The organism is Rhodopila sp., assembly GCF_035548095.1.
Lineage (GTDB): Bacteria > Pseudomonadota > Alphaproteobacteria > Acetobacterales > Acetobacteraceae > Rhodopila.
Map to the genome: position 1 here is coordinate 282,244 of NZ_DASZUV010000002.1, position 19,794 is coordinate 302,037.

The window sequence follows — 19,794 nt, forward strand, 5'->3', positions numbered from 1 at the left end:
TCGAACGCATGCCGAGCAGGGTTCTCCGGCTGCCGGGCAGCTCAGGTCGCGAAGCCGCGGAGCGGGTCGCCGAGGGCGGCGGGCTTGAATTGCCCGGCAGCCGGAGAGACGATGAAAGGCGGCGTCTCGGCGATCGCCACACGCAACCTGATGGCGGCAATCGGGATGTTGAAATGCCCCGAGTGAGGGAGATCGCAAACTTGCACGGGCATGGAACTGGTTTGGGGATGCCCCTCTCTATCCGACAAACCGTGGCATCGACCGGGGAGACCATGTATTGGCCATCCGGCACTCCGCAGGGTGGCATCGTGTGCTTGCACGGTAGCGAGGGGGCTGGGCCGGCTGGAACGACCTCCACTGCGCCCTGTTCGCGGCCAACGGCTTCGCGGCATTGAGCCGTACCTACACGCGGAACGCTCGGTGGCTGACGTATCCGGACATCGACGACGTGCCTTTGGAAGGTACCCAGGCGGCGCTGGCCGCGATGCGGGCGGAGATGGCGCCATTCCGCCGCGGGGTAGGCCTGTTTGGCGTTTCGCGCGGGGCGGAGCATGCCTTGCTGGTCGGCCAGCTCCTGGCGGAGGATGGCTGCGCAGAGGTACCCGACGCCGTCGCCGTCCATTCTCCGCCGGACGCAACATGGCCCGCCTTCATTGTGGCTGACTTCCAGACCGGGAAACCCTGGGCGGGCGACCGGGCGCGGCCCGCGTGGTCCTGGCGCAGCTCGCACGAGCGAACCCGGCCAGGAACGCGGCTTTGCCCGGGTCCGGTTCCCTACCCCGTTTTCATCGCCCAGGGCACGGAAGACATGACATGGGACGCCGACATGGCGCGACGACTGGTCGCGCGTATGACCAGGAGCGGGTCGCCGCCCGAAGCGCATTTCTTCGACGGTGAAGGGCACAGCTTCCGCGCGGCGTCCCGAAACCGGGAGTGGGCGCTGATGGTGGCGTTCTTCAGCCGGCATCTCACGAAGGGAGGCCAGCCACTGTGAGCCGGAAGGCTGTACCGATCTCACGGTCGGCACCATGCTCATGACGGGCAACGAAATCATTCGGATATGCCCGGCGAGATGATCGAGGGTCGGTGAACCGCGTTATTATTACGGTAACGCACTTACTAGACCGGGCGGCCGCGGCGGCACGCAACGCCTACCCCAACCGCCAAATCGCCTCCTTGATCCGCCCCACGAACGCCGCATGCGCCGCCAGCTCCGCCTCGCTCGGCACGATCAGCCGGGGCGTCCGCGGCCCCGTGTGCGTATACACCACCAGCGGCCCCCGCCGGTCATCCGTCGCCAGCGACAGCCCGCGCTGCCGTCCGCCCGTCAGCTCCACATACACGTCCGCCAGCAGCCGGCAGTCCAGCAGCGCGTTGTGGGTCGTCCGCGCCGACAGGTCGATCTCATACCGCCGGCACAACGCATCCAGGCTGTTCGGCATCCCCGGAAACCGCACCTTCGCCAGCGCCAGCGTGTCCACCATGCGCTCCGGACCCAGCCTGGGCAGCCCGATCCGGCCGAACTCCATGTTCAGAAAACCGAAATCGAACGGCGCGTTGTGCGCCACCAGCTTGCCGTCGCCCAGGAAGGCCAGCAGGTCGGCGGCGATCTGCTCGAAGGTCGGCTTCCCCTCCAGATCCGCATTGGTGAAGCCGTGGATGCGCGACGCCTCGGCCGGCACGTCCCGCTTCGGGTCGATCAGCGTGTGAAAATGCCGCCCGGTCGGCAGGTCGTTGATCAGCTCCAGCGCCGCGATCTCGATCACCCGGTCCCCGTTCAGCGGGTCCAGCCCGGTGGTCTCGGTGTCGAACAGAACCGAACGGATGCCCAGCGTGGGCGCGGTCTGGTCCATGGCGCGGCGGCGTCCCCCGACTGCGACTCGGGCCCATCCCCGAAGCCGTCGGTCCGGGATGCCAGCCCCGCCCCGCCGGCGCCACCACAAACCATTCGGCGGAAACCATTCGGCACAAACCGCCGAGACAGCCCGGCCCGCCCCGGCTACACACGCGGCATGGGATTCCTCACCGCCTTCCAGGAAACCGCCTACCCTGGCCGCGTCGCCGCGCTGCCGGGATCCCCCGGCTTCAGCCTGGCCACGGCGATCACCCTCGGCTGGGCATCGCAGCTGGCCTATGAGGTGCGGGATGAGGCCAAGGCGCGCCGCATCCTGGGCCGCTGGGGCTGGACCGGGCTGACGGTGCTGCGCGGCCACTTCTACGGCCAGATTCCGATCTTCACCACCTTCGGCTATGTCGCCCGCGCCGGTGATGCCGCCGTCATCGCCTTCGCCGGGACAGAGCCGGACAACCTGCTGAACTGGGCGCATGACCTGGATATAAGGCCCTCGGCGAACGGCATCACCAGCGGGTTTTCCGCCGCCTACGCGGCGGTGCGGCAGGATGTGCACCCCGCCTTGCCACCGGCGGGGCCGATCTATCTGGCCGGCCATTCCCTGGGGGGCGCGATCGCCGTCACCGCCGCCTACGACCTCGCCACCGACCCGTCCGGCGCATGGCTGCCACGGATCGCCGGCGTCTATACCATGGGCATGCCACGCGCTGGCACCGCTCTGTTCGCGGACGCCTATGACGCGCTGCTGGGGGACCGCACCTACCGGCTGGTGCTGGGCGAGGACCTTGTCACCCGCGTCCCGCCCGCCGCCAGCCCGTTCGATTTCCGTCATGTCGGCCACGCGCTGGCCTGCCCGCATGGCGGCCGCTTCGGCGGCGTGCCGGAACCCGGCGACCCGGCGGCCGATTTGAGCCTGCTCGCCGAGGTGCGCACCGCCCTGGCCGGCGCCACCGGTCCCACCGCGCCGGAATTGCCCGCCTTCCCCGCCGCCAACCCGGTGATCGCGAAGCTGATCGAAGCGCAGCCCCGCGCCATCCGTGACCACTTCGCGGACCGCTACCTGGCGGCCTTGGGCGCGCTGTAACCTTTCCCGCCCGGTGCCTCGCGTGCTACCCGCGCGCCGATGAAGTCGTTCCTGCGGTCCGCGCCGGTCCAGCTCCTGCTGGCGAAGCTTCTGAGCCTGTATCTGTGGCTCGCCCTGCGTACCCAGCGCTGGTCGATCGACGGGCAGGCGCATTTCGTTCCGCATGCCGCCGGGCAGCCGGCGGTGTTCGCCTTCTGGCACGAATTCCTTCCCTTGATGCCGCAACTCCCCGCCCTGGGCCGCCGCCAGACGGTCTATCGCCGCACCGGCGTCTATGTACTGGTCAGCCGCCACCGCGACGGCCGGTTCATCGCCGCGGCGGTGAAGCGGTTCGGGGTCGATTCGATCCACGGGTCCACCTCGAAGGACGGGGCGTCGAAGGGGGGCGCCGCCAGCCTGCGGGCGATGCTGGGGGCCCTGGCGCGCGGCGACATGATCGCGCTGGCGCCGGACGGGCCGCGCGGGCCACGGCACCAGGCGGCACCGGGCGTGGCACAGCTGGCCGCGCTGGCGGAAGTGCCGATCCTGCCCTGCGCCGCCCGCACCAGCCGGCGCATTCAGTTGCGCACCTGGGACCGCATGGCGATCCCGCTGCCCTTCGGCCGCGCGGTCATGGTATTCGGCGCCACGATCCGGGTGCCGCGCGATGCGTGGAAGGAGACGGTGCCGCAGATCACCGCCGCCCTGCAGGAAGTCGCCGACCGCGCCGAGCGACTTTGCCCTGCGGGATGAAGGCCTCCTCCGCCCGGGCTCGGCGTCAAGGACAGCGCCCTTCGCCAAGCTCGCTGCCCGGCACCACCCCGCCTTGGCCGGAGCGCTTCGCGCGTCCGTTACCGCGCGCCCCTCTCCGCTGCCGCCGCGGGGGTCTTGGCCATGAGCGGCTCAATCGCCGCCGCGGGGCCTTGGCCATGAGCGGCTCAATCGCCGCCGCGGGCTGGCACCTGACCGGTGCCCTCCTGGCGCCCGCGCTGCGGCTGAACCTGCGCCGCCGCGCGCGCAGCGGGCGGGAGATCGCCGCGCGCCTGGATGAGCGCCAGGGCATCGACCCGGCGCCGAGACCCGATGGGCGGCTGCTGTGGATGCACGCCGCCAGCGTGGGGGAGACGCAATCGATCCTGCCGGTGCTGTCCGCCCTGGTGCCGCGCACCCATGTGCTGCTGACCACCGGCACGGTGACCTCGCAGGACCTGCTGGCGCGCCGGCTGCCGGAGCTGGGGCTGGACCGCCACGTGCTGCCCCGCTTTGCGCCGCTGGACGTGCCCGCCTGGGTGGACCGGTTCCTGGCGCATTGGCGGCCCGACGCCGCCTGCTTCGTCGAAAGCGAGCTGTGGCCCAACCAGCTCGCCGCCTGCCGGGCGGCCGGAATCCCGCTGGTGCTGATCAATGCCCGCATGTCGGACCGCAGCTTCGCCCGCTGGCGCAGAGTGCCCGGCATCGCCCGCCACCTGCTGGGCGCCTTCGCCCACATCCAGGCGCGCGGCCAGCAGGACGCCGACCGCCTGCGCGCCCTGGGCGCGACGTCCGTGGACTGTCCCGGCGACCTGAAATTCGCCGCCGCCCCGCTGCCGGTGGACCAGGTCGAGCTGGACCGGCTGACCGCCGCCCTGGCCGGCCGGCCGGTCTGGCTGGCCGCCAGCACCCATCCCGGCGAGGAGGCACAGATCGCCACCGTCCATCAGGCCCTCGCCCCCGCCTGGCCCGGCCTGATCACCATCGTCGCACCCCGCCACCCGCAACGCGGTCCGGCCCTGGCCGCCGAGCTGCGGGCGGCCAGGCGCGGCGCCGGCGAGGGGCCGCCCGGCATGGCCGGGCTGTGGATCACCGACACGGTGGGGGAGATGGGGCTGTGGTATCGCCTGGCGCCGATCGCGTTCGTCGGCCGTTCCCTGCTGCCGCCCGGCGGCGGGCAGAACCCGCTGGAGCCGGCTCGCCTGGGCTGCGCCATCGCCGCCGGGCCGCACATGGGCAATTTCGCGCATGCCGTGTCGGTGCTGGAACAGGCGGGCGGGCTGCGCCGCGTCGCCAATGGCCCCGATCTGGCCGCCTTCGTCCGCGCCATGCTGGCCGATCCCGATGCCCGCCGCCGCATGGGTGAGCGCGCCGCCGCCGTCATCCAGCGCCACGCCGACCTGCCCGCGCGCACCGCCGAGGCGCTGCTGGCGCTGATGCCGGCATGACACCCGGCTGGACGGCGCTCGCCTGGACGACGCCCAGCTGGACGAGGCCCGGCTGCATGACGGCCAGGAGAGGGAGGAACAGCCCGCCGGCCAGCACGCGCGCGGCTCTGACATGACGCGCGCGCCCGCCTTCTGGTCTCGCGACACCGCCCTGTCCCGCCTGCTGGCGCCGCTCTCGGCGGTCGGCACCGCCCTGACCGCGCGGCGGGTGGCACGGCCGGGCTGGCGGGCGCCGGTGCCGGTGATCTGCTGCGGCAACGCCACCGTCGGCGGGGCCGGCAAGACCACGCTGGTGCTGGACCTGGCGCAGCGCCTGCGCCGGCGCGGCCTGGACGTGCACATCCTGCTGCGCGGCTATGGCGGCGGCGCCCGCGGCCCCCGCCGTGTCCAGCCGACCGACAACGCCGCCATGGTCGGCGACGAGGCGTTGCTGCTGGCCGCGGTCGCCCCCACCTGGACCGGCGCCGATCGCGCGGCGAGCGCCCGGGCGGCGGTCGCGGCCGGCGCGCAGGTGCTGCTGATGGATGACGGGCTGCAGAACCCGACCTTGGCGAAGAGCGTCAGCCTGCTGGTCATCGACGGCGCCAGCGGCTTCGGCAATGGCCGCGTCCTGCCGGCCGGTCCCCTGCGCGAGCCGGTTGCCGCCGCCGCCGCGCGATCGCATGCCGCCATCCTGATCGGCCCAGACGCCACCGGCGCCCTGGCTCGGCTGCCCCCGTCCCTGCCGGTGCTGCGCGCCAGCCTGGTGCAGGATCGGGCCATCGCCGGCCTGGCCGGGCGCCGGGTCCTGGCCTTCGCCGGCATCGCCCGGCCGGAAAAGTTCTTCGCGCCACTGCGAGCCGCCGGTGCCATCCTGGTCGAGGCGCGGCCGTTCCCCGACCACCATCCGTTTGCCGCCGCCGAACTGGACGCGCTGACCCGCGACGCCGACCGCCAGGACGCCAGGCTGGTCACCACCCCGAAAGACGCCGTGCGCCTGCCATCGGCCTTCCGGTCCCGGGTTACCGTCATCGGCGTCGGCCTGGCCTGGGACGACGCGGCAGCGATCGAGGCGATTCTCGGCCGGCTCTGAGGTCCCGCCGCCCCGCCACGTCCCCCGCGACGCAGCCCGGCGACACAGCCCAGCGACGCAGCCCAGCGACACAGCCCATCTGGCACCCGCGCCACGCATCCAAGGCATGCCGGCCGAAGCCATGCGCGCATCCATCTGCTACACACGCTCCATCATCGAGAGGAGCCATCCCATGTTCATCGCCATGAACCGCTTCAAGGTCCTGCCCGGCGCCGCCCAGGCGTTCGAGGAAGTCTGGTCCAGCCGCGACAGCTTCCTGAAGGACGTTCCCGGCTTCAAGGTCTTCCACCTGCTGAAAGGGCCGGCCAAGGACGACCACATCCTGTATTCCTCCCACACCATCTGGGCCAGCCGGGCGGCGTTCGAAGCATGGACGAAGTCGGAGGCATTTCGGAAAGCGCATGCCGGCGCCGGCTCCAACAAGCCGATGTATCTCGGCCACCCGGAATTCGAGGGGTTCGAAGTCATTCAGACGGTCGGATAGGACGCGATCAGCGCGCCGTGACCCGCACGCCATGACCCGCACGCCATGACCCGGGCGAGCAGGAGCTGGATCAGGCCGGCGGTCCTTGCCCTGGTCGTCGTCGGCGTGGCCGTCCTCGGCTGGCAGATCCTCCGCCCGCACGGCCTGCCCGCCGGCTTCGCCAGCGGCAACGGCCGCGTCGAGGGCACCGACATCGACATCGCCACCAAGATCGCCGGCCGCATCAAGGACATCCTGGTCAACGAAGGCGATTTCGTCACCGCCGGCGAGGTCGTGGCCCGCATGGACACGCTGGTGCTGGAAGCGGAACGGCGCGAGGCCGAGGCGCAGTTGAAGCGCGCCGGCATCGAGGTCGACGCCGCGAACAGCCTGATCACCCAGCGGGAGGCCGAGAAAGCCGCCAACCAGGCCATCGTCGCGCAGCGGGAGGCGCAGCTGGACCTGGCACGCCAGAACCTCGTCCGCTCGGAGGACCTGGTGCCGCGCGGCGCCGCCCCCGTCCAGCGCCTCGACGACGACCGCGCCAGCTTCCAAGGCGCCCGGGCCGCCCTCGGCACCGCCATGGCGCAGGTGGCCGCCAGCGACGCCGCGCTGGCCTCGGCCAAATCCGGCGTCATCAGCGCCCAGGCGGCGGTGGAGGCGGCCAAGGCCACGATCGAACGCATCCAGGCCGATATCGATGACAGCCAGCTCCGCGCGCCCCGCGATGGGCGCATCCAGTACCGGATCGCGCAGATCGGCGAGGTGCTGGGCGCCGGCGGCCGGGTGCTGAACATGGTCGACCTGAGCGATGTCTATATGACGTTCTTCCTGCCCACCGAGGCCGCCGGCCGCGTCGCCATGGGCACCGAGGTCCGCATCGTCCTGGACGCGGTGCCGCAATATGTCATTCCGGCCGAGGTCTCCCTGGTCTCCGACGTCGCGCAGTTCACGCCGAAGACGGTGGAAACGCAGGAGGAGCGGCTGAAGCTGATGTTCCGCGTCAAGGCGCGGATCAGCCCCGACCTGCTGCGGAAATACATCACCCAGGTGAAGACCGGGCTGCCGGGAATGGCCTATGTCCGGCTTGATCCGCGCGTGGAATGGCCGGCCAACCTGCAGGTCCGGCTGCCGCCGGTGTGAACATGGCGGACCACAGCGCCGATCCGCCGCCCGTTGCCAGCCTGCGCGGCGTATCGCTGCGCTATGGCCGGACCACCGCCCTGGACGATGTCGGCCTGGATGTTCCCGCCGGCCGCATGGCGGGGTTCATCGGTCCGGACGGCGTCGGCAAGTCCAGCCTGCTGGCCCTGGTCTCCGGCGCCCGCGCGATGCAGGACGGCACCATCCGGGTGCTGGACGGCGACCTGGCCAGCGCCGGCCACCGCGCCGCGATCGGCCCGCGCGTCGCCTATGTGCCGCAGGGGCTGGGCAGGAACCTGTATCCGACCCTGTCGGTCTTCGAAAACATCGATTTCTTCGGCCGGCTGTTCGGCCAGGACAAGGCGGAGCGGGAGCGTCGCATCGCCGGGCTGGTCGCCAGCACTGGCCTGGCGCCGTTCACCGGCCGCCCGGCGGGAAAGCTGTCCGGCGGCATGAAGCAGAAGCTCAGCCTGTGCTGCGCCCTGATCCACGACCCCGACCTGCTGATCCTGGACGAGCCGACCACCGGCGTGGACCCGCTGTCCCGCCGCCAGTTCTGGGACCTGATCGCCGGCATCCGCGCCGAGCATCCGGGCATGAGCGTGCTGGTGGCCACGGCGTATATGGAGGAAGCCGCCGGTTTCGACTGGCTGGCGGCCATGGATGGCGGCCGCGTCCTGGCCACCGGCACGCCGGCGGAATTGCTCGCGCGGACCGGGACCGCAGACCTGGAGGCCGCGTTCCTGGCGCTGCTGCCCGAGGCGAGGCGCCGCGGCCATCGCTCGGTGGTGATCCCGCCCCGCGCCGCCGGCCCCGGCGATGACGTGCCGGCGATCGAGGCCGAAGGCCTGACCATGCGGTTCGGCGACTTCACCGCCGTCGATCATGTCAGCTTCCGCATCGCCCGCGGCGAGATCTTCGGCTTTCTGGGCTCCAATGGCTGCGGCAAGACCACGACGATGAAGATGCTGACCGGCCTGCTGGAAGCCAGCGAGGGCACCGCTCGGCTGTTCGGCCAGCCGGTCGATGCGCGCAACCTGGAAACGCGGCGGCGCGTCGGCTACATGTCGCAGGCATTCTCGCTGTACACCGAATTGACGGTGCGGCAGAACCTGGACCTGCACGCCCGCCTGTTTCATCTTCCCGCCGACACGATCGGCCCGCGCGTGCGGGAGCTGGCGCAACGGTTCGACCTGGAACCGATCCTCGACACCCTGCCCGGCGCCCTGCCGCTGGGCCAGCGCCAGCGCCTGTCGCTGGCCGTGGCGCTGATCCACGGACCGGAGATGCTGATCCTGGACGAGCCCACCTCGGGCGTCGACCCGGTGGCGCGCGATGCGTTCTGGCTGACCCTTGTGGAGCTGTCCCGCCGCGACCGCGTAACGATTTTCATTTCGACCCATTTCATGAACGAGGCGGAGCGCTGCGACCGGATTTCCCTGATGCATACCGGGCGGGTGCTGGTGACCGATGCCCCCGCCGCGCTGGTTGCCGCCCGCGGCGCCGCCAGCCTGGAGGACGCCTTCGTCGGCTACCTGGAAGATGCCGCCGGGGCGCGGCGGCCGGCGGGACCGTCCGGCACCGCCGCGCCGGCGGCGGACCCGCCCGCTCCGGCAGCCGACCCGGCCCCGCCGCGCCGCCAGCGCGGCTTCGACCCCAGGCGTCTGTTCAGCTACGCGCGGCGGGAATCGCTGGAGCTGCGCCGCGATCCGGTGCGCGCGACCCTGGCGCTGGTGGGCACCGTCATCCTGATGCTGATCATGGGCTACGGCATCAACCTGGACGTCGAGGACCTGTCCTTTGCCGTGCTGGACCGCGACCAGACGACGCTCAGCCGCGACTACACGCTGAACCTGGCCGGCTCGCGCTATTTCATCCAGAAGCAGCCGATCATCGACTATGCCGATCTGGACCGCCGGATGCGCAGTGGCGAGTTGAGTCTGGCGCTGGAGATCCCGCCGGATTTCGCCCGCGACATCGCGCGCGGCCGGCCGGTTCAGATCGGCGCCTGGGTCGACGGGGCGATGCCGAGCCGGGCCGATACGATCGTCGGGTATGTGCAGGGCATGCACGCGCTGTGGCTGTCGCGCAAGGAAGCGGCGCGGCCCGACAAGCCGGCGGCCGACCTGTTCACCATCGAAATGCGGTTCCGATACAATCCCAATGTCGAGAGCCTGGTGGCGATGGTGCCGGGGGTCATCCCGGTCCTGCTGATCATGATCCCCGCCATGCTGACGGCATTGAGCGTGGTGCGGGAAAAGGAGCTGGGCTCCATCGTCAATCTCTACGTCACCCCGGTCACGCGGCTGGAATTCCTGCTGGGCAAGCAGCTTCCCTATATCGCGCTGGCGATGCTGAATTTCGCATGGATGGCGCTGCTGGCGGTGACGCTGTTCGCCGTGCCGCTGAAAGGCAGCATCCTCACCCTGGTCGCCGGCACGCTGGTCTACGTCACCGCCACCACTGCCCTGGGCCTGCTGATCTCCGCCTTCATGCGCAGCCAGATCGCCGCCATCTTCGGCACCGCCCTGGCAACGATGGTGCCAGCGACCAGTTTCTCCGGCCTGATCGACCCGGTTTCGTCCCTGCAAGGCGGCGGGGCGCTGGTCGGCCACGTGTTTCCCACCGCCTACTATCTGGTCATCTCGCGCGGCACCTTCTCCAAGGCGCTGACCTTCGCCGATTTGTGGCCTTCCTTCATTCCGCTGCTGATCGCCGTGCCCGTGCTGGTCGGGCTGAGCGCGGCGCTGCTGCGCAAGCAGGAGCGGTGAATGCGCGGCCTGTGGAACATCCTGAACCTGGGCATCAAGGAACTGCGCAGCCTGGCCCGCGACCCGGTGATGCTGATCCTGATCAGCTATTCGTTTACCGTATCGGTCTACACCGCCGCGACGGCGATCCCCGAAACCTTGAACAAGGCGCCGATCGCCATCGTCGATGAGGACCGGTCCCCCTTGTCGGCGCAGATCGCCACGGCGTTCTATCCCCCCTATTTCCTGCCGCCGGCAATGATTTCCCAGGCCGAGATGGATGCGCGGATGGATACCGGCCTGGACACGTTCGCGCTGGTCATTCCCTTGTCGTTCCAGCGCGACGTTCTGGCCGGACGCCAGCCGGCGATCCAGCTGAATGTCGACGCCACGCGCATGAGCCAGGCCTTTACCGGCAGCGGTTACATCCAGTCCATCGTCAGCGGCGAGGTGAGCAGCTTCGTGGGACGACACCGCACCGCCGGCCGGCTGCCGGTGGACCTGGCGTTGCGCGCCCGGTTCAATCCCGACCTGAACAAGACCTGGTTCGGCGCGGTGATGCAGGTGATCAACAATGTCACCATGCTGTCCATCATCCTGACCGGTGCCGCGTTGATCCGCGAACGCGAGCACGGCACGATCGAGCATCTGCTGGTGATGCCGGTCACACCGTTCCAGATCATGACGAGCAAGATCTGGTCCATGGCGCTGGTGGTGCTGGTGGCCTGCGCGGTGTCGCTGGTCTTCGTCGTGCAGGGATGGATCCATGTGCGGATCGAGGGTTCCGTCCTCCTGTTCCTGGCCGGGGCGGCGCTGAACCTGTTTGCCACCACCTCGATGGGCATCTTCCTGGGCACGGTCGCGCGGTCCATGCCGCAGTTCGGCCTGCTGGTGATCCTGGTGCTGCTGCCGCTGCAGATGCTGTCCGGGGGCAGCACGCCCCGGGAGAGCATGCCCGACGTGGTGCAATACGTGATGCTGGCGGCGCCAACGACGTATTTCGTGATGCTGGCCCAGGCGATCCTGTACCGGGCGGCGGGCCTGGCCGTCGTCTGGCCCTATTTCGTGGCGCTGGCGGCGATCGGATCGGCGCTGTTCGGCTTCGCCCTGGCACGGTTCAGGGCGGCGATCGCGACGATGGGATGAAAGCCTGGAGAGGGCGATCGCCTGAAGCCGGCGGTCAGAGGGGGTGAATCGCGCCCTTGAACCAAAGAGGGATGAAACATGACGGGGCCAGCCTGACCCTGCCCTGTTTCAGGTCAGGAACACGCCTCCGTTCACGTGCAGCGTCTGTCCGGTGATGTAACGGCCATCCGGTCCGGCCAGGAAGCGCACGGCGGCGGAAATCTCCTCCACCGCCGCCTTGCGCCCCAGCGGCACGCCCTTCTCGGCCAGCGTGCTGGGCAAGGCCCCGGCCGAGGCGCCGCGCACCGTATCCACCGACCCCGGCGCGACACAGTTGCAGGTGATATGATGCGGCGCCAGCTCGATCGCCAATGCCCGCATCAGCCCTTCCAGCCCCGCTTTCGACGCCGAGACATGGCAGCGGTTCGGCGTGCCGACATGGGTGGAAATGCCGGACAGCGCGACGATCGCGCCGCCGCCGCGCGGGATCATGTGCGGCACCCCCGCCTTCGCGAGGATGAAGGCGCCGTCCAGCGCAACCGACAGGATCTCCCGCCATTCGGCCAACCCCATCTCCAGGAACGGTGTCTGCCGGCGCAGCCCGGCATTGCTGACGACGACGTCCAACCCGCCGAACGCCGCCACCGCGTCGGCCACCATGCGCTGCGTCGCGTCGGGGTCGGAGACATCGGCCATGCCGCCGATCGCCTGCCCGCCGGCGGCATTGATCTCCGCCACCACCGCGTCGACAGCGGAACGGTCGGAGCGGCCGTTCACCACCACCGACGCCCCCCGCGCCGCCAGGTCCAGCGCGATCCGGCGGCCGATATTCCTGCCCGCGCCGGTGACCAGCGCCACCTTGCCGGCGAAGCTCTGCTCCAGCGTGCTCATGCCGCCCTCGCCAGCGCCGGCCTGCCCAGGATCGCGTCGGACGCCTTCTCGGCGATCATGATGACCGTGGCATTGGTATTGCCCGAAACCACCGTCGGCATCACCGAGGCATCGACCACCCGCAGCCCATCCATGCCCTTCACCTTCAGGTCCGTATCGACAACCGCCATCGGCCCCGGTCCCATCATGCAGGTGCTGGTCTGGTGGAACGTCGTGCCGGCGGTGGCGCGCACATGCTCCAGCAGATCGTCGTCGGTGACCGCCTGCGGGCCGGGATAGATCTCCTCCCGCAACAGCTTCTGCATCGACGGGCTGGCGAACACTTTCCGGCTGACACGCAGCGCCGCGACGATCGTGTCGCGATCGGCCTGGGTGGACAGGTAGTTCGGCTGCATCGCCGGCGGCCTGGCCGGGTCCGGCGTGGTGATGCGCAGCCAGCCGCGGCTTTCCGGCCGGCAGGGAATTGCCACCAGCGTGCATCCCGGGAACGGGTGCATCGGATCACCGGTCTTCGGCGCGCTGCCGGCCAGGAATTGATATTGCACATCCGGACTGTCCAGCTCGGGCCGCGTCTTCACGAACAGCCCGATCGGCGCCGCGCCGGTCATCGCCGGCCCCTTGCCGCGGATCAGCCACTCCGCCCCGGCGGACAGATAGCGGACCCAGCTGTGATAGACCTCGTTCATCGTCACCACATCGTCCTTGCAACGATGGATGATGCGGCCGCCAATATGGTCCTGCAGGTTCTCACCGACGCCCGGCAGGTCATGCTTCACCGCGATGCCCAGCGATTGCAGCAAGGCGCCCGGACCGATGCCCGAAAGCTGCAGGATCTGCGGCGAGTTGATCGCGCCGCCGCACAGCAGCACCTCCTTCGTCGCGCGCGCCTTGTAGACGGCGCCATTGTGGCGGTACTCGACGCCCACCGCGCGCCTGCCCTCCACCAGCACGCGATGCGTCAGCGCGTGCGTCTGCACGGTCAGGTTCCGCCGGGAGCGCACCGGATGCAGATAGGCGCGGGCGGCGGAACACCGGCGGCGGCCCTTCACCGTGAGCTGCAAGGGACCGACCCCCTCCTGCTCCGCGCCATTGAAGTCACGGTTGAACGGATAGCCGACCTCCTGCGCGCCGGCGATGAAGGCCTCGTGCAGGACGTGATCGGTGCGCAGGTCGGAGACACCGAGCGGGCCGCCGACGCCGTGATAGTCGCTGACGCCGGCTTCCTGGTCCTCGGCCTTGCGGAAATAGGGCAGGACATCGTCAAACGACCAGCCGGCGTTGCCGAGCTGGCGCCACAGATCGAAATCCTGCCGCTGGCCGCGGATATAGATCAGCCCGTTGATCGCGGACGATCCGCCCAGCACCTTGCCGCGCGGCCAGGAAATGCGCCGGTTGTGCATCTCCGGGACCGGTTCGGTCTCGAAATACCAGGCAACCTTGGGATTGTAGATGTTGCGGTAAAAGCCGGCCGGGACATGAATCCAGAAATCGGTGTCCTTGCCGCCCGCTTCAAGCAGCAAAACGCGGTTGTTGGAATCCGCCGACAGCCGGTTGGCCAGCACACATCCGGCCGACCCGGCGCCGACGATGATGAAGTCGAATTCCCGGTCCACAGCCGTCTCCTCCTTGTCCCGGCACAGTCAACCCGAACCGGCTTGGGTTGACCAGAGGGTGGGGGAGACGGGGTTTCACCCCGCACCAGGCCGAGGGGCGGGCAGTCCCCTGGCAGAGTCCACTGGCAAGGTCCACTGCAAAGGTCCCCTGGAAAGGTCCACTGGCAGGGTCCGGGGCGGAGCCCGGGTAACCCGCCGCCTTATGTCACCACGCGCAGGACAGGCCGGGTGCGGCCGGACAGGCGGCGGTAGATGGTCAGGTAGTCTTCGGCCATGCGGCGGGCGGTGAAGCGCTGCTCGAACTGGGCGCGGATCACCGCGCGGGACAGATCCGGCAGGCGTCTGATCGCCGCCACGGCGCCGGCCTCGTCGGAGACGATGAAACCGGTGGTGCCGTCCTCGATGATTTCCGGTACCGACCCCGCGGGGAAGGCGATGGTGGGGGTGCCGCAGGCCATCGCCTCGATCATCACCAGGCCGAACGGTTCCGGCCAGTCGATCGGCAGCAGCAGGGCCCGGGCGCCGCTGAGGAACGCGGCCTTCTCGGCTTCGCCGATCTCACCGATCATTTCGATCTGCTCACCATCGATCATCGGCTTGATGTAGGTCTCGTAGTAGTCGCGGTCCACACGGTCGACCTTGGCGGCGATCTTCAGCTTCAGCCCGGCGGCGCGCGCGATCCGGATGGCGCGGTCCGGGGATTTCTCGGGGCAGATGCGGCCCAGGAACGCCAGGTAGTCGCGCGCGACCGGTTGCGGCGTCAGCAGGTTCTCCGGCAGGCCATGATACACGGTGCCGACAAAGCGGCCCCGGCGCAGCGGCCGGCGCTGGGCATCGGAGATGGACACCAGCGGCACGCCCTCGAAGCACTCGTGCACCATCATCAATTCCGGCAGATCGAGCCGACCGTGCAACGTCGTGACGAACGGCGTCGACTGCCGGCTCAGCAGCGGAAACGTCCAGTAATCCAGGTGGCAGTGCAGCACGTCGAACTCCCACGCGCGGCGGCAGGCGGCTTCCATCTCCAGCATATGCGGCGCCATTCCGTCCCGCAGCGCCTTGTCAAAGCGCAAGGCGCAGGGCCAGGCGGCTTCCAGCTCCGCCGACGTGACGGAATCGCCGCTGGCGAACAGCGTGACCTCGTGGCCCATCGCCACGAGCTCCTCCGTCAGGTACGATACGACTCGTTCGGTGCCGCCATAGGTCTTCGGCGGCACAGCTTCGGTCAGGGGCGCAATCTGGGCTATACGCATCGTCGTCTTGCTCCGGCTTGGTCGTCGACTCTGGCCCGATATGCCGGGCATATCTGGCGATTTCACGGCACGTTTGTGATATCCTGAAGCCGTCACGGCGAATTGACTTTGCCACGGTGACGAAATTGCGGCAGAGCGGCACACCTTAGAGATCAGTGCGATCATTTAGAGATCAGTGCGATCATTTGATTTCAGGAAGGAGGTTGGCATGACTCGACTTGTCGTTGTCTCCAACAGGGTGCCGTTGCCGTCGGAGCGCGGTGCCAAGGCGGGTGGTCTGGCGGTGGCCCTGGCCGATGCGTTGAGGCCAGGTTCGCTCTGGTTCGGCTGGAGTGGCCGACGAACGAGTCATGATACCCGACGAACCCACGTTCAGCGATCGGACGGAATCACCTATGCGACGATCGACCTGACGGATGCGGAATATGACGGTTTCTATGTGAATTTTTCAAATGGCGCGCTATGGCCCCTATTGCATTTCCGCCTGGGTCTGCTGGATTTCAACGCGGATGATTACAAAGAATATTGTTCCGTCAATCGGCGCTATGCCGCCGCGCTGAAGGCCTTGCTGCAGCCGGATGACGTGATCTGGGTCCATGACTACCATCTGATCCCGCTGGGCGCGGAGTTGCGGGCGCTGGGCGTGGAAAACCGCATCGGCTTCTTTCTGCACACGCCATTCGTTCCACCTGCGGTTTTCCAGGCCCTGCCTCGCGCGACCGAGCTGCTGACCGCCTTGTGTGCCTACGACATCGTCGGCTTCCACACACCGACCTATTGCAAGGCGTTCCTGGACTGTGTGACGGAATGCCTGGGCATCCGCACCGGAACCGACGGCCGGTTCTCGTTCCGGTCCCGCACCGTGCAGGCCATCGCCGACCCCATCGGCATCGATGCCAAATCCTTCGCCGCAAAGGCCGAGGCCGTGGCCCGCGGCAAGGACGCGGCGGCGCTGCGGGAAAGCCTGAACGGCCGCGCGCTGGCGATCGGCGTGGACCGGCTGGACTATTCGAAGGGGCTGCCGAACCGCTTCATCGCCATCGGCCGCCTGCTGGCCAACCATCCCGAAGATCGACGCCAGATCAGCTTCCTGCAGATCGCCGCGCGGTCGCGTGAAGAGCAGCATGCCTACCAGCGGCTGCGGCGGGAGCTGGACCGGATCGCCGGCGAAACCAATGGCCGCTATTCCGAGTTTGACTGGACGCCGCTGCGCTATATGACCAATGCGGTGAAGCGCGACACCTTGGCCGGTTTCTTCCGCATCGCGAGGATGGCCGTGGTGACGCCGCTGCGGGACGGCATGAACCTGGTGGCGAAGGAATACGTCGCCGCACAGGACCCGGAGGATCCGGGCGTCCTGATCCTGTCGCGCTTCGCCGGCGCGGCCGAGGAGATGACCGCGGCTCTGCTGGTCAACCCCTTCGACGCGGACGAGATCGCAGAGGCGATGCACCGGGCGCTGACAATGAGCCTGCAGGAGCGGGTGGAGCGCTGGAAGACGCTGTACGGGGTGGTCGCCACCAATACGGCGGAACGGTTCTGCAACGTGTTCATGTCGTACCTGGCACGGTCCGATACCGTGGCGCAGCGCCCGGTGCTGTTGCGGGCGATCTGATCAGGCCTGATCAGTCGGCGAACACATCGACAGGCGCTCCCCTCGCCGGGGCGGGTGCGGCAAACAGACCGCCCAGGCTGGGGAACTCGGCAAGCACCGCGTCCGACTTGCCTTCCCGCAGCGAGGTCGCGAACAGCCGGTCGCCGGCGAAGCAGGGCATCGTCGGGCCGGGCACCGGGAAGTCCAGGCGACGCAGCAGCGTCCCCGACGGGCTGAAGCAGTGCAGCACCCCGGCCGAGGGACCGGCGGACCAGTAGTTGCCGTCCATGTCCGTCGCCGCGCCGTCCGGCCGCCCCTGATCGTTGGTCAGCTTGGCCAGGACGCGATGGTGGCTGCGCGCGCCGGTGGCGGGGTCGAAATCCCAGGCCTCGATGATGCCAGCGGCGGTGTCGGCGTGAAACATGGTCCGCCCGTCCGGCGTCCAGGCCAGGCCGTTGGAATTGGCGATGCCTGTCTCCTCCCGCGTGATGGCGCCATCCGCCGTCACCCGGTACAGGGAGGCGGTGGGCTGCCGTGGCGCGTTGCCGTCGATGGTGCCGACCCAGAAGGCACCGTCCGGGCCGACCTTGCCATCGTTGAAGCGGCTGGTGTCCGGCTCCGCCACTTTCGGGGTCAGGTCGCGGCTTTCGCGCGTGCGGGGGTCGAACAGGACGACATGGTGCTTCAGCGCCACCACCAGCCTGCCGGAGCGGCACAGGCCGAAGGATCCGACCACTTCGGGAAAATCCCAGATGTCGCGGCTGCCGCTGCTCAGGCCCAGGACGTAGATGCGCTGGCCGGGGATGTCGCAGAACAGCAGCCGGTCGTTGGGCGCGTCCCAGACCGGCGACTCGGCGACGCCACACTTCGCGTCCCAGACCAGTTCGAACTCGCTCATTGCCGTCCGTCTCCTGATTGCGGGGGCCCGATACTGGCCCAGCCGGCGCAAACGTGCCAATCCGGCGCCGACAGGAGGACATATGCGGACGGATCCATTCGGCGACCAGGCGGACCTCGCGGCATATCTGCTGGCGGAACTGGGGCCGGACGGGACCGATGGCTCGCATGACCGGTCCCACCTGCTCCGCGTCTGGCAGAACGCTCGGCGGATCGCGGCGGAAGAGCCGGGTTGTCAGAGGGACGTGCTGGTCGCGGCCGTGCTGCTGCATGACTGCGTGGCGGTGGAGAAGAATTCGCCGGACCGTCCCAAAGCATCGCGGCTGGCGGCGGCACGGGCGCGCGGCATCCTGGCCGGGCTGGGCTGGCCCGCGGAGCGGATCAGGCAGGCCGCGCATGCGATCGAGGCGCACAGCTTCAGCGCCGGGATCGAACCCAGGACGATGGAGGCGCGCATCCTGCAGGACGCCGACCGGCTGGAGGCGATCGGCGCGATCGGCATCGCCCGCTGCTTCTACGTCGCCGGGCGGATGGGATCGGCGCTGTACAGCCCGAACGATCCGGCGGCGGTGACGCGGGCCTTGGACGACCGTCACTTCGCGCTGGACCATTTCGGTGCCAAACTCTTCACCGTGGCGGAGGGTTTCAGGACCGTTTGCGGGCGGCGGCTGGCGGCGGAACGGGCGGCGCTGGTGCGGACCTTCCACGCGGCTTTCCTGGCCGAGATCGGGGATGGAAACACGGCCTGACGAGCAGGTTCATCTCGCATCCCGGCGGGCGGACATGGTATGGGCGGCGGCCCTGGGAGACGCCGAGAGTTTTCATGTCCCATCCATTCGACCGTTCCCGGCTGCGTCCTGCCATCGTGATCGGGGCCTTGGCATTTCCGGGCGTGCTGGCGGCGCAGCCGGCACCGCGGACCACCATTTCGCCGGTCGCTCCGCCGACGCTGAGCGCGCCGGTCTTCGACACGACGAAGGGCGTCTATCAGGCTCCATCTCCGGACAAGGCCGCGGCCACGGTGGTCGCCGAGGTCGATGGTCACGCGATCACGCTGGGGCAGGTGGCGGATGCCATCAACGCCTTGCCAGCCGGGATGCAGGAAAACCTGCCCTATGACCAGCTGTTCGAGATCGCCCGCAGCCGGCTGATCACACGACAGGCGATGGTGCTGCGGGCCCAGCAGGCGGGGCTGGACAACGACAGCGTGGTGCGCCGCCGGATGCGGGACGCGGCGGATACCGTGCTGGCGGATTCCTATGTGCGGGGCGAGGCCGAGAAGTCGATCACCGAGGAACAGCTCCTGCAGCGCTATGCCCAGGACATTGCGGGCAAGCCAGGCCCGGAGGAGGTGCGGCTACGGGTCATCGCGGTACCGACCGAGGCTGCCGCCAGGGATGTCATCAAGCAGTTGCAGGGCGGGGCTGATTTCCCGACTCTTGCCGAGAAGGTCAGCAAGGACGCGACCGCACCGAAGGGCGGGGACCTGGGGTATGTCATGCGCAGTGCGCTGAACCCGGAATTGAGCGGCGCGGCTTTCGCGACGCCGGTCGGGCAGATCGTGCCGGCGCCGATCCGCAGCGGCGGGAACTGGTTCGTGCTGAAGGTCGAGGATCGCCGCCGCCAGCCCACGCCGCCCTTCAGCGTGGTGCGGCAGGCATTGCGGGACACCATGATCCGCGAGCAGGCGCCGGGGATCATGGAAGCGGCGGTGAAGGGATCGAAGATCCGGCTGTTCACCATCGGCGGTCAGGAAGTGCAGGACACTCAGCAGGACGCGGCCCAGCAGGATGCGTCTCAGCAGGACTCGACCCAGCAGCAGGACGCGGCGGAGAAAAACACCCGGCCATGACGCCTGGCGAGGTCCGCACAACCAGGTT

17 protein-coding genes are annotated in these 19,794 nt (G+C 69.2%); 12 read left to right on the forward strand and 5 right to left on the reverse strand.

What is annotated here, in order from left to right; all coding sequences use genetic code 11:
• The first annotated feature begins 391 nt into the window (after positions 1 to 391).
• Positions 392 to 994 (forward strand): alpha/beta hydrolase family protein, encoded by a 603-nt coding sequence (locus tag VHC04_RS03535; RefSeq protein ID WP_325678003.1) that lies wholly within the window; start codon positions 392 to 394, stop codon positions 992 to 994.
• A gap of 157 nt (positions 995 to 1,151) precedes the next feature.
• Here VHC04_RS03535 and dnaQ read toward each other — a convergent pair whose 3' ends face one another.
• Positions 1,152 to 1,853, reverse strand: coding sequence for a DNA polymerase III subunit epsilon (dnaQ, locus tag VHC04_RS03540; RefSeq protein ID WP_325678005.1), 702 nt, complete (start codon positions 1,851 to 1,853; stop codon positions 1,152 to 1,154).
• Between the two features lie 159 nt (positions 1,854 to 2,012).
• Here dnaQ and VHC04_RS03545 point away from each other — a divergent pair, with 159 nt between their 5' ends.
• From VHC04_RS03545 to VHC04_RS03580, 8 genes are all read left to right on the forward strand, one after another.
• Positions 2,013 to 2,936, forward strand: coding sequence for a lipase family protein (locus VHC04_RS03545; protein ID WP_325678008.1), 924 nt, complete (start codon positions 2,013 to 2,015; stop codon positions 2,934 to 2,936).
• 39 nt (positions 2,937 to 2,975) lie between these two features.
• Complete coding sequence (locus tag VHC04_RS03550) at positions 2,976 to 3,668, forward strand: lysophospholipid acyltransferase family protein (RefSeq protein ID WP_325678010.1); 693 nt, start codon at positions 2,976 to 2,978, stop codon at positions 3,666 to 3,668.
• 176 nt (positions 3,669 to 3,844) lie between these two features.
• Positions 3,845 to 5,113, forward strand: coding sequence for a 3-deoxy-D-manno-octulosonic acid transferase (locus tag VHC04_RS03555; protein WP_325678012.1), 1,269 nt, complete (start codon positions 3,845 to 3,847; stop codon positions 5,111 to 5,113).
• Between the two features lie 112 nt (positions 5,114 to 5,225).
• Positions 5,226 to 6,185: a tetraacyldisaccharide 4'-kinase gene (lpxK, locus tag VHC04_RS03560; protein ID WP_325678014.1), complete on the forward strand. Its 960-nt coding sequence runs from the start codon at positions 5,226 to 5,228 to the stop codon at positions 6,183 to 6,185.
• 172 nt (positions 6,186 to 6,357) lie between these two features.
• Positions 6,358 to 6,669: an antibiotic biosynthesis monooxygenase family protein gene (locus VHC04_RS03565; RefSeq protein WP_325678016.1), complete on the forward strand. Its 312-nt coding sequence runs from the start codon at positions 6,358 to 6,360 to the stop codon at positions 6,667 to 6,669.
• A 45-nt stretch (positions 6,670 to 6,714) separates the two neighbouring features.
• Positions 6,715 to 7,791, forward strand: coding sequence for an HlyD family secretion protein (locus VHC04_RS03570; protein WP_325678018.1), 1,077 nt, complete (start codon positions 6,715 to 6,717; stop codon positions 7,789 to 7,791).
• 2 nt (positions 7,792 to 7,793) lie between these two features.
• Positions 7,794 to 10,562: a ribosome-associated ATPase/putative transporter RbbA gene (gene rbbA, locus VHC04_RS03575; protein WP_325678020.1), complete on the forward strand. Its 2,769-nt coding sequence runs from the start codon at positions 7,794 to 7,796 to the stop codon at positions 10,560 to 10,562.
• Complete coding sequence (locus VHC04_RS03580) at positions 10,563 to 11,687, forward strand: ABC transporter permease (protein ID WP_325678022.1); 1,125 nt, start codon at positions 10,563 to 10,565, stop codon at positions 11,685 to 11,687.
• Between the two features lie 108 nt (positions 11,688 to 11,795).
• On the opposite strand, the gene VHC04_RS03585 is transcribed toward VHC04_RS03580, so the two are convergent.
• The 3 genes from VHC04_RS03585 to VHC04_RS03595 form a co-directional block, all read right to left on the reverse strand.
• Positions 11,796 to 12,557 (reverse strand): SDR family NAD(P)-dependent oxidoreductase, encoded by a 762-nt coding sequence (locus VHC04_RS03585; protein WP_325678024.1) that lies wholly within the window; start codon positions 12,555 to 12,557, stop codon positions 11,796 to 11,798.
• Positions 12,554 to 14,170, reverse strand: coding sequence for a GMC family oxidoreductase (locus VHC04_RS03590; RefSeq protein WP_325678026.1), 1,617 nt, complete (start codon positions 14,168 to 14,170; stop codon positions 12,554 to 12,556). Before VHC04_RS03590 ends, VHC04_RS03585 begins: the two co-directional genes overlap by 4 nt.
• Positions 14,171 to 14,370: 200 nt before the next feature.
• The gene (locus VHC04_RS03595; protein ID WP_325678028.1) at positions 14,371 to 15,423 is read right to left on the reverse strand and encodes a glycosyltransferase family 4 protein; all 1,053 of its coding nucleotides are present in this window, start codon (positions 15,421 to 15,423) and stop codon (positions 14,371 to 14,373) included.
• 208 nt (positions 15,424 to 15,631) lie between these two features.
• Here VHC04_RS03595 and VHC04_RS03600 point away from each other — a divergent pair, with 208 nt between their 5' ends.
• A complete protein-coding gene (locus VHC04_RS03600; RefSeq protein WP_325678030.1) occupies positions 15,632 to 17,038 on the forward strand; it encodes an alpha,alpha-trehalose-phosphate synthase (UDP-forming) in 1,407 nt (468 codons plus the stop codon).
• A gap of 10 nt (positions 17,039 to 17,048) precedes the next feature.
• On the opposite strand, the gene VHC04_RS03605 is transcribed toward VHC04_RS03600, so the two are convergent.
• Positions 17,049 to 17,915, reverse strand: coding sequence for an SMP-30/gluconolactonase/LRE family protein (locus VHC04_RS03605; RefSeq protein ID WP_325678032.1), 867 nt, complete (start codon positions 17,913 to 17,915; stop codon positions 17,049 to 17,051).
• A gap of 82 nt (positions 17,916 to 17,997) precedes the next feature.
• Here VHC04_RS03605 and VHC04_RS03610 point away from each other — a divergent pair, with 82 nt between their 5' ends.
• The gene (locus tag VHC04_RS03610; protein ID WP_325678034.1) at positions 17,998 to 18,663 is read left to right on the forward strand and encodes an HD domain-containing protein; all 666 of its coding nucleotides are present in this window, start codon (positions 17,998 to 18,000) and stop codon (positions 18,661 to 18,663) included.
• A 74-nt stretch (positions 18,664 to 18,737) separates the two neighbouring features.
• Positions 18,738 to 19,766, forward strand: coding sequence for a peptidylprolyl isomerase (locus VHC04_RS03615; protein ID WP_325678036.1), 1,029 nt, complete (start codon positions 18,738 to 18,740; stop codon positions 19,764 to 19,766).
• Positions 19,767 to 19,794 lie beyond the last annotated feature (28 nt).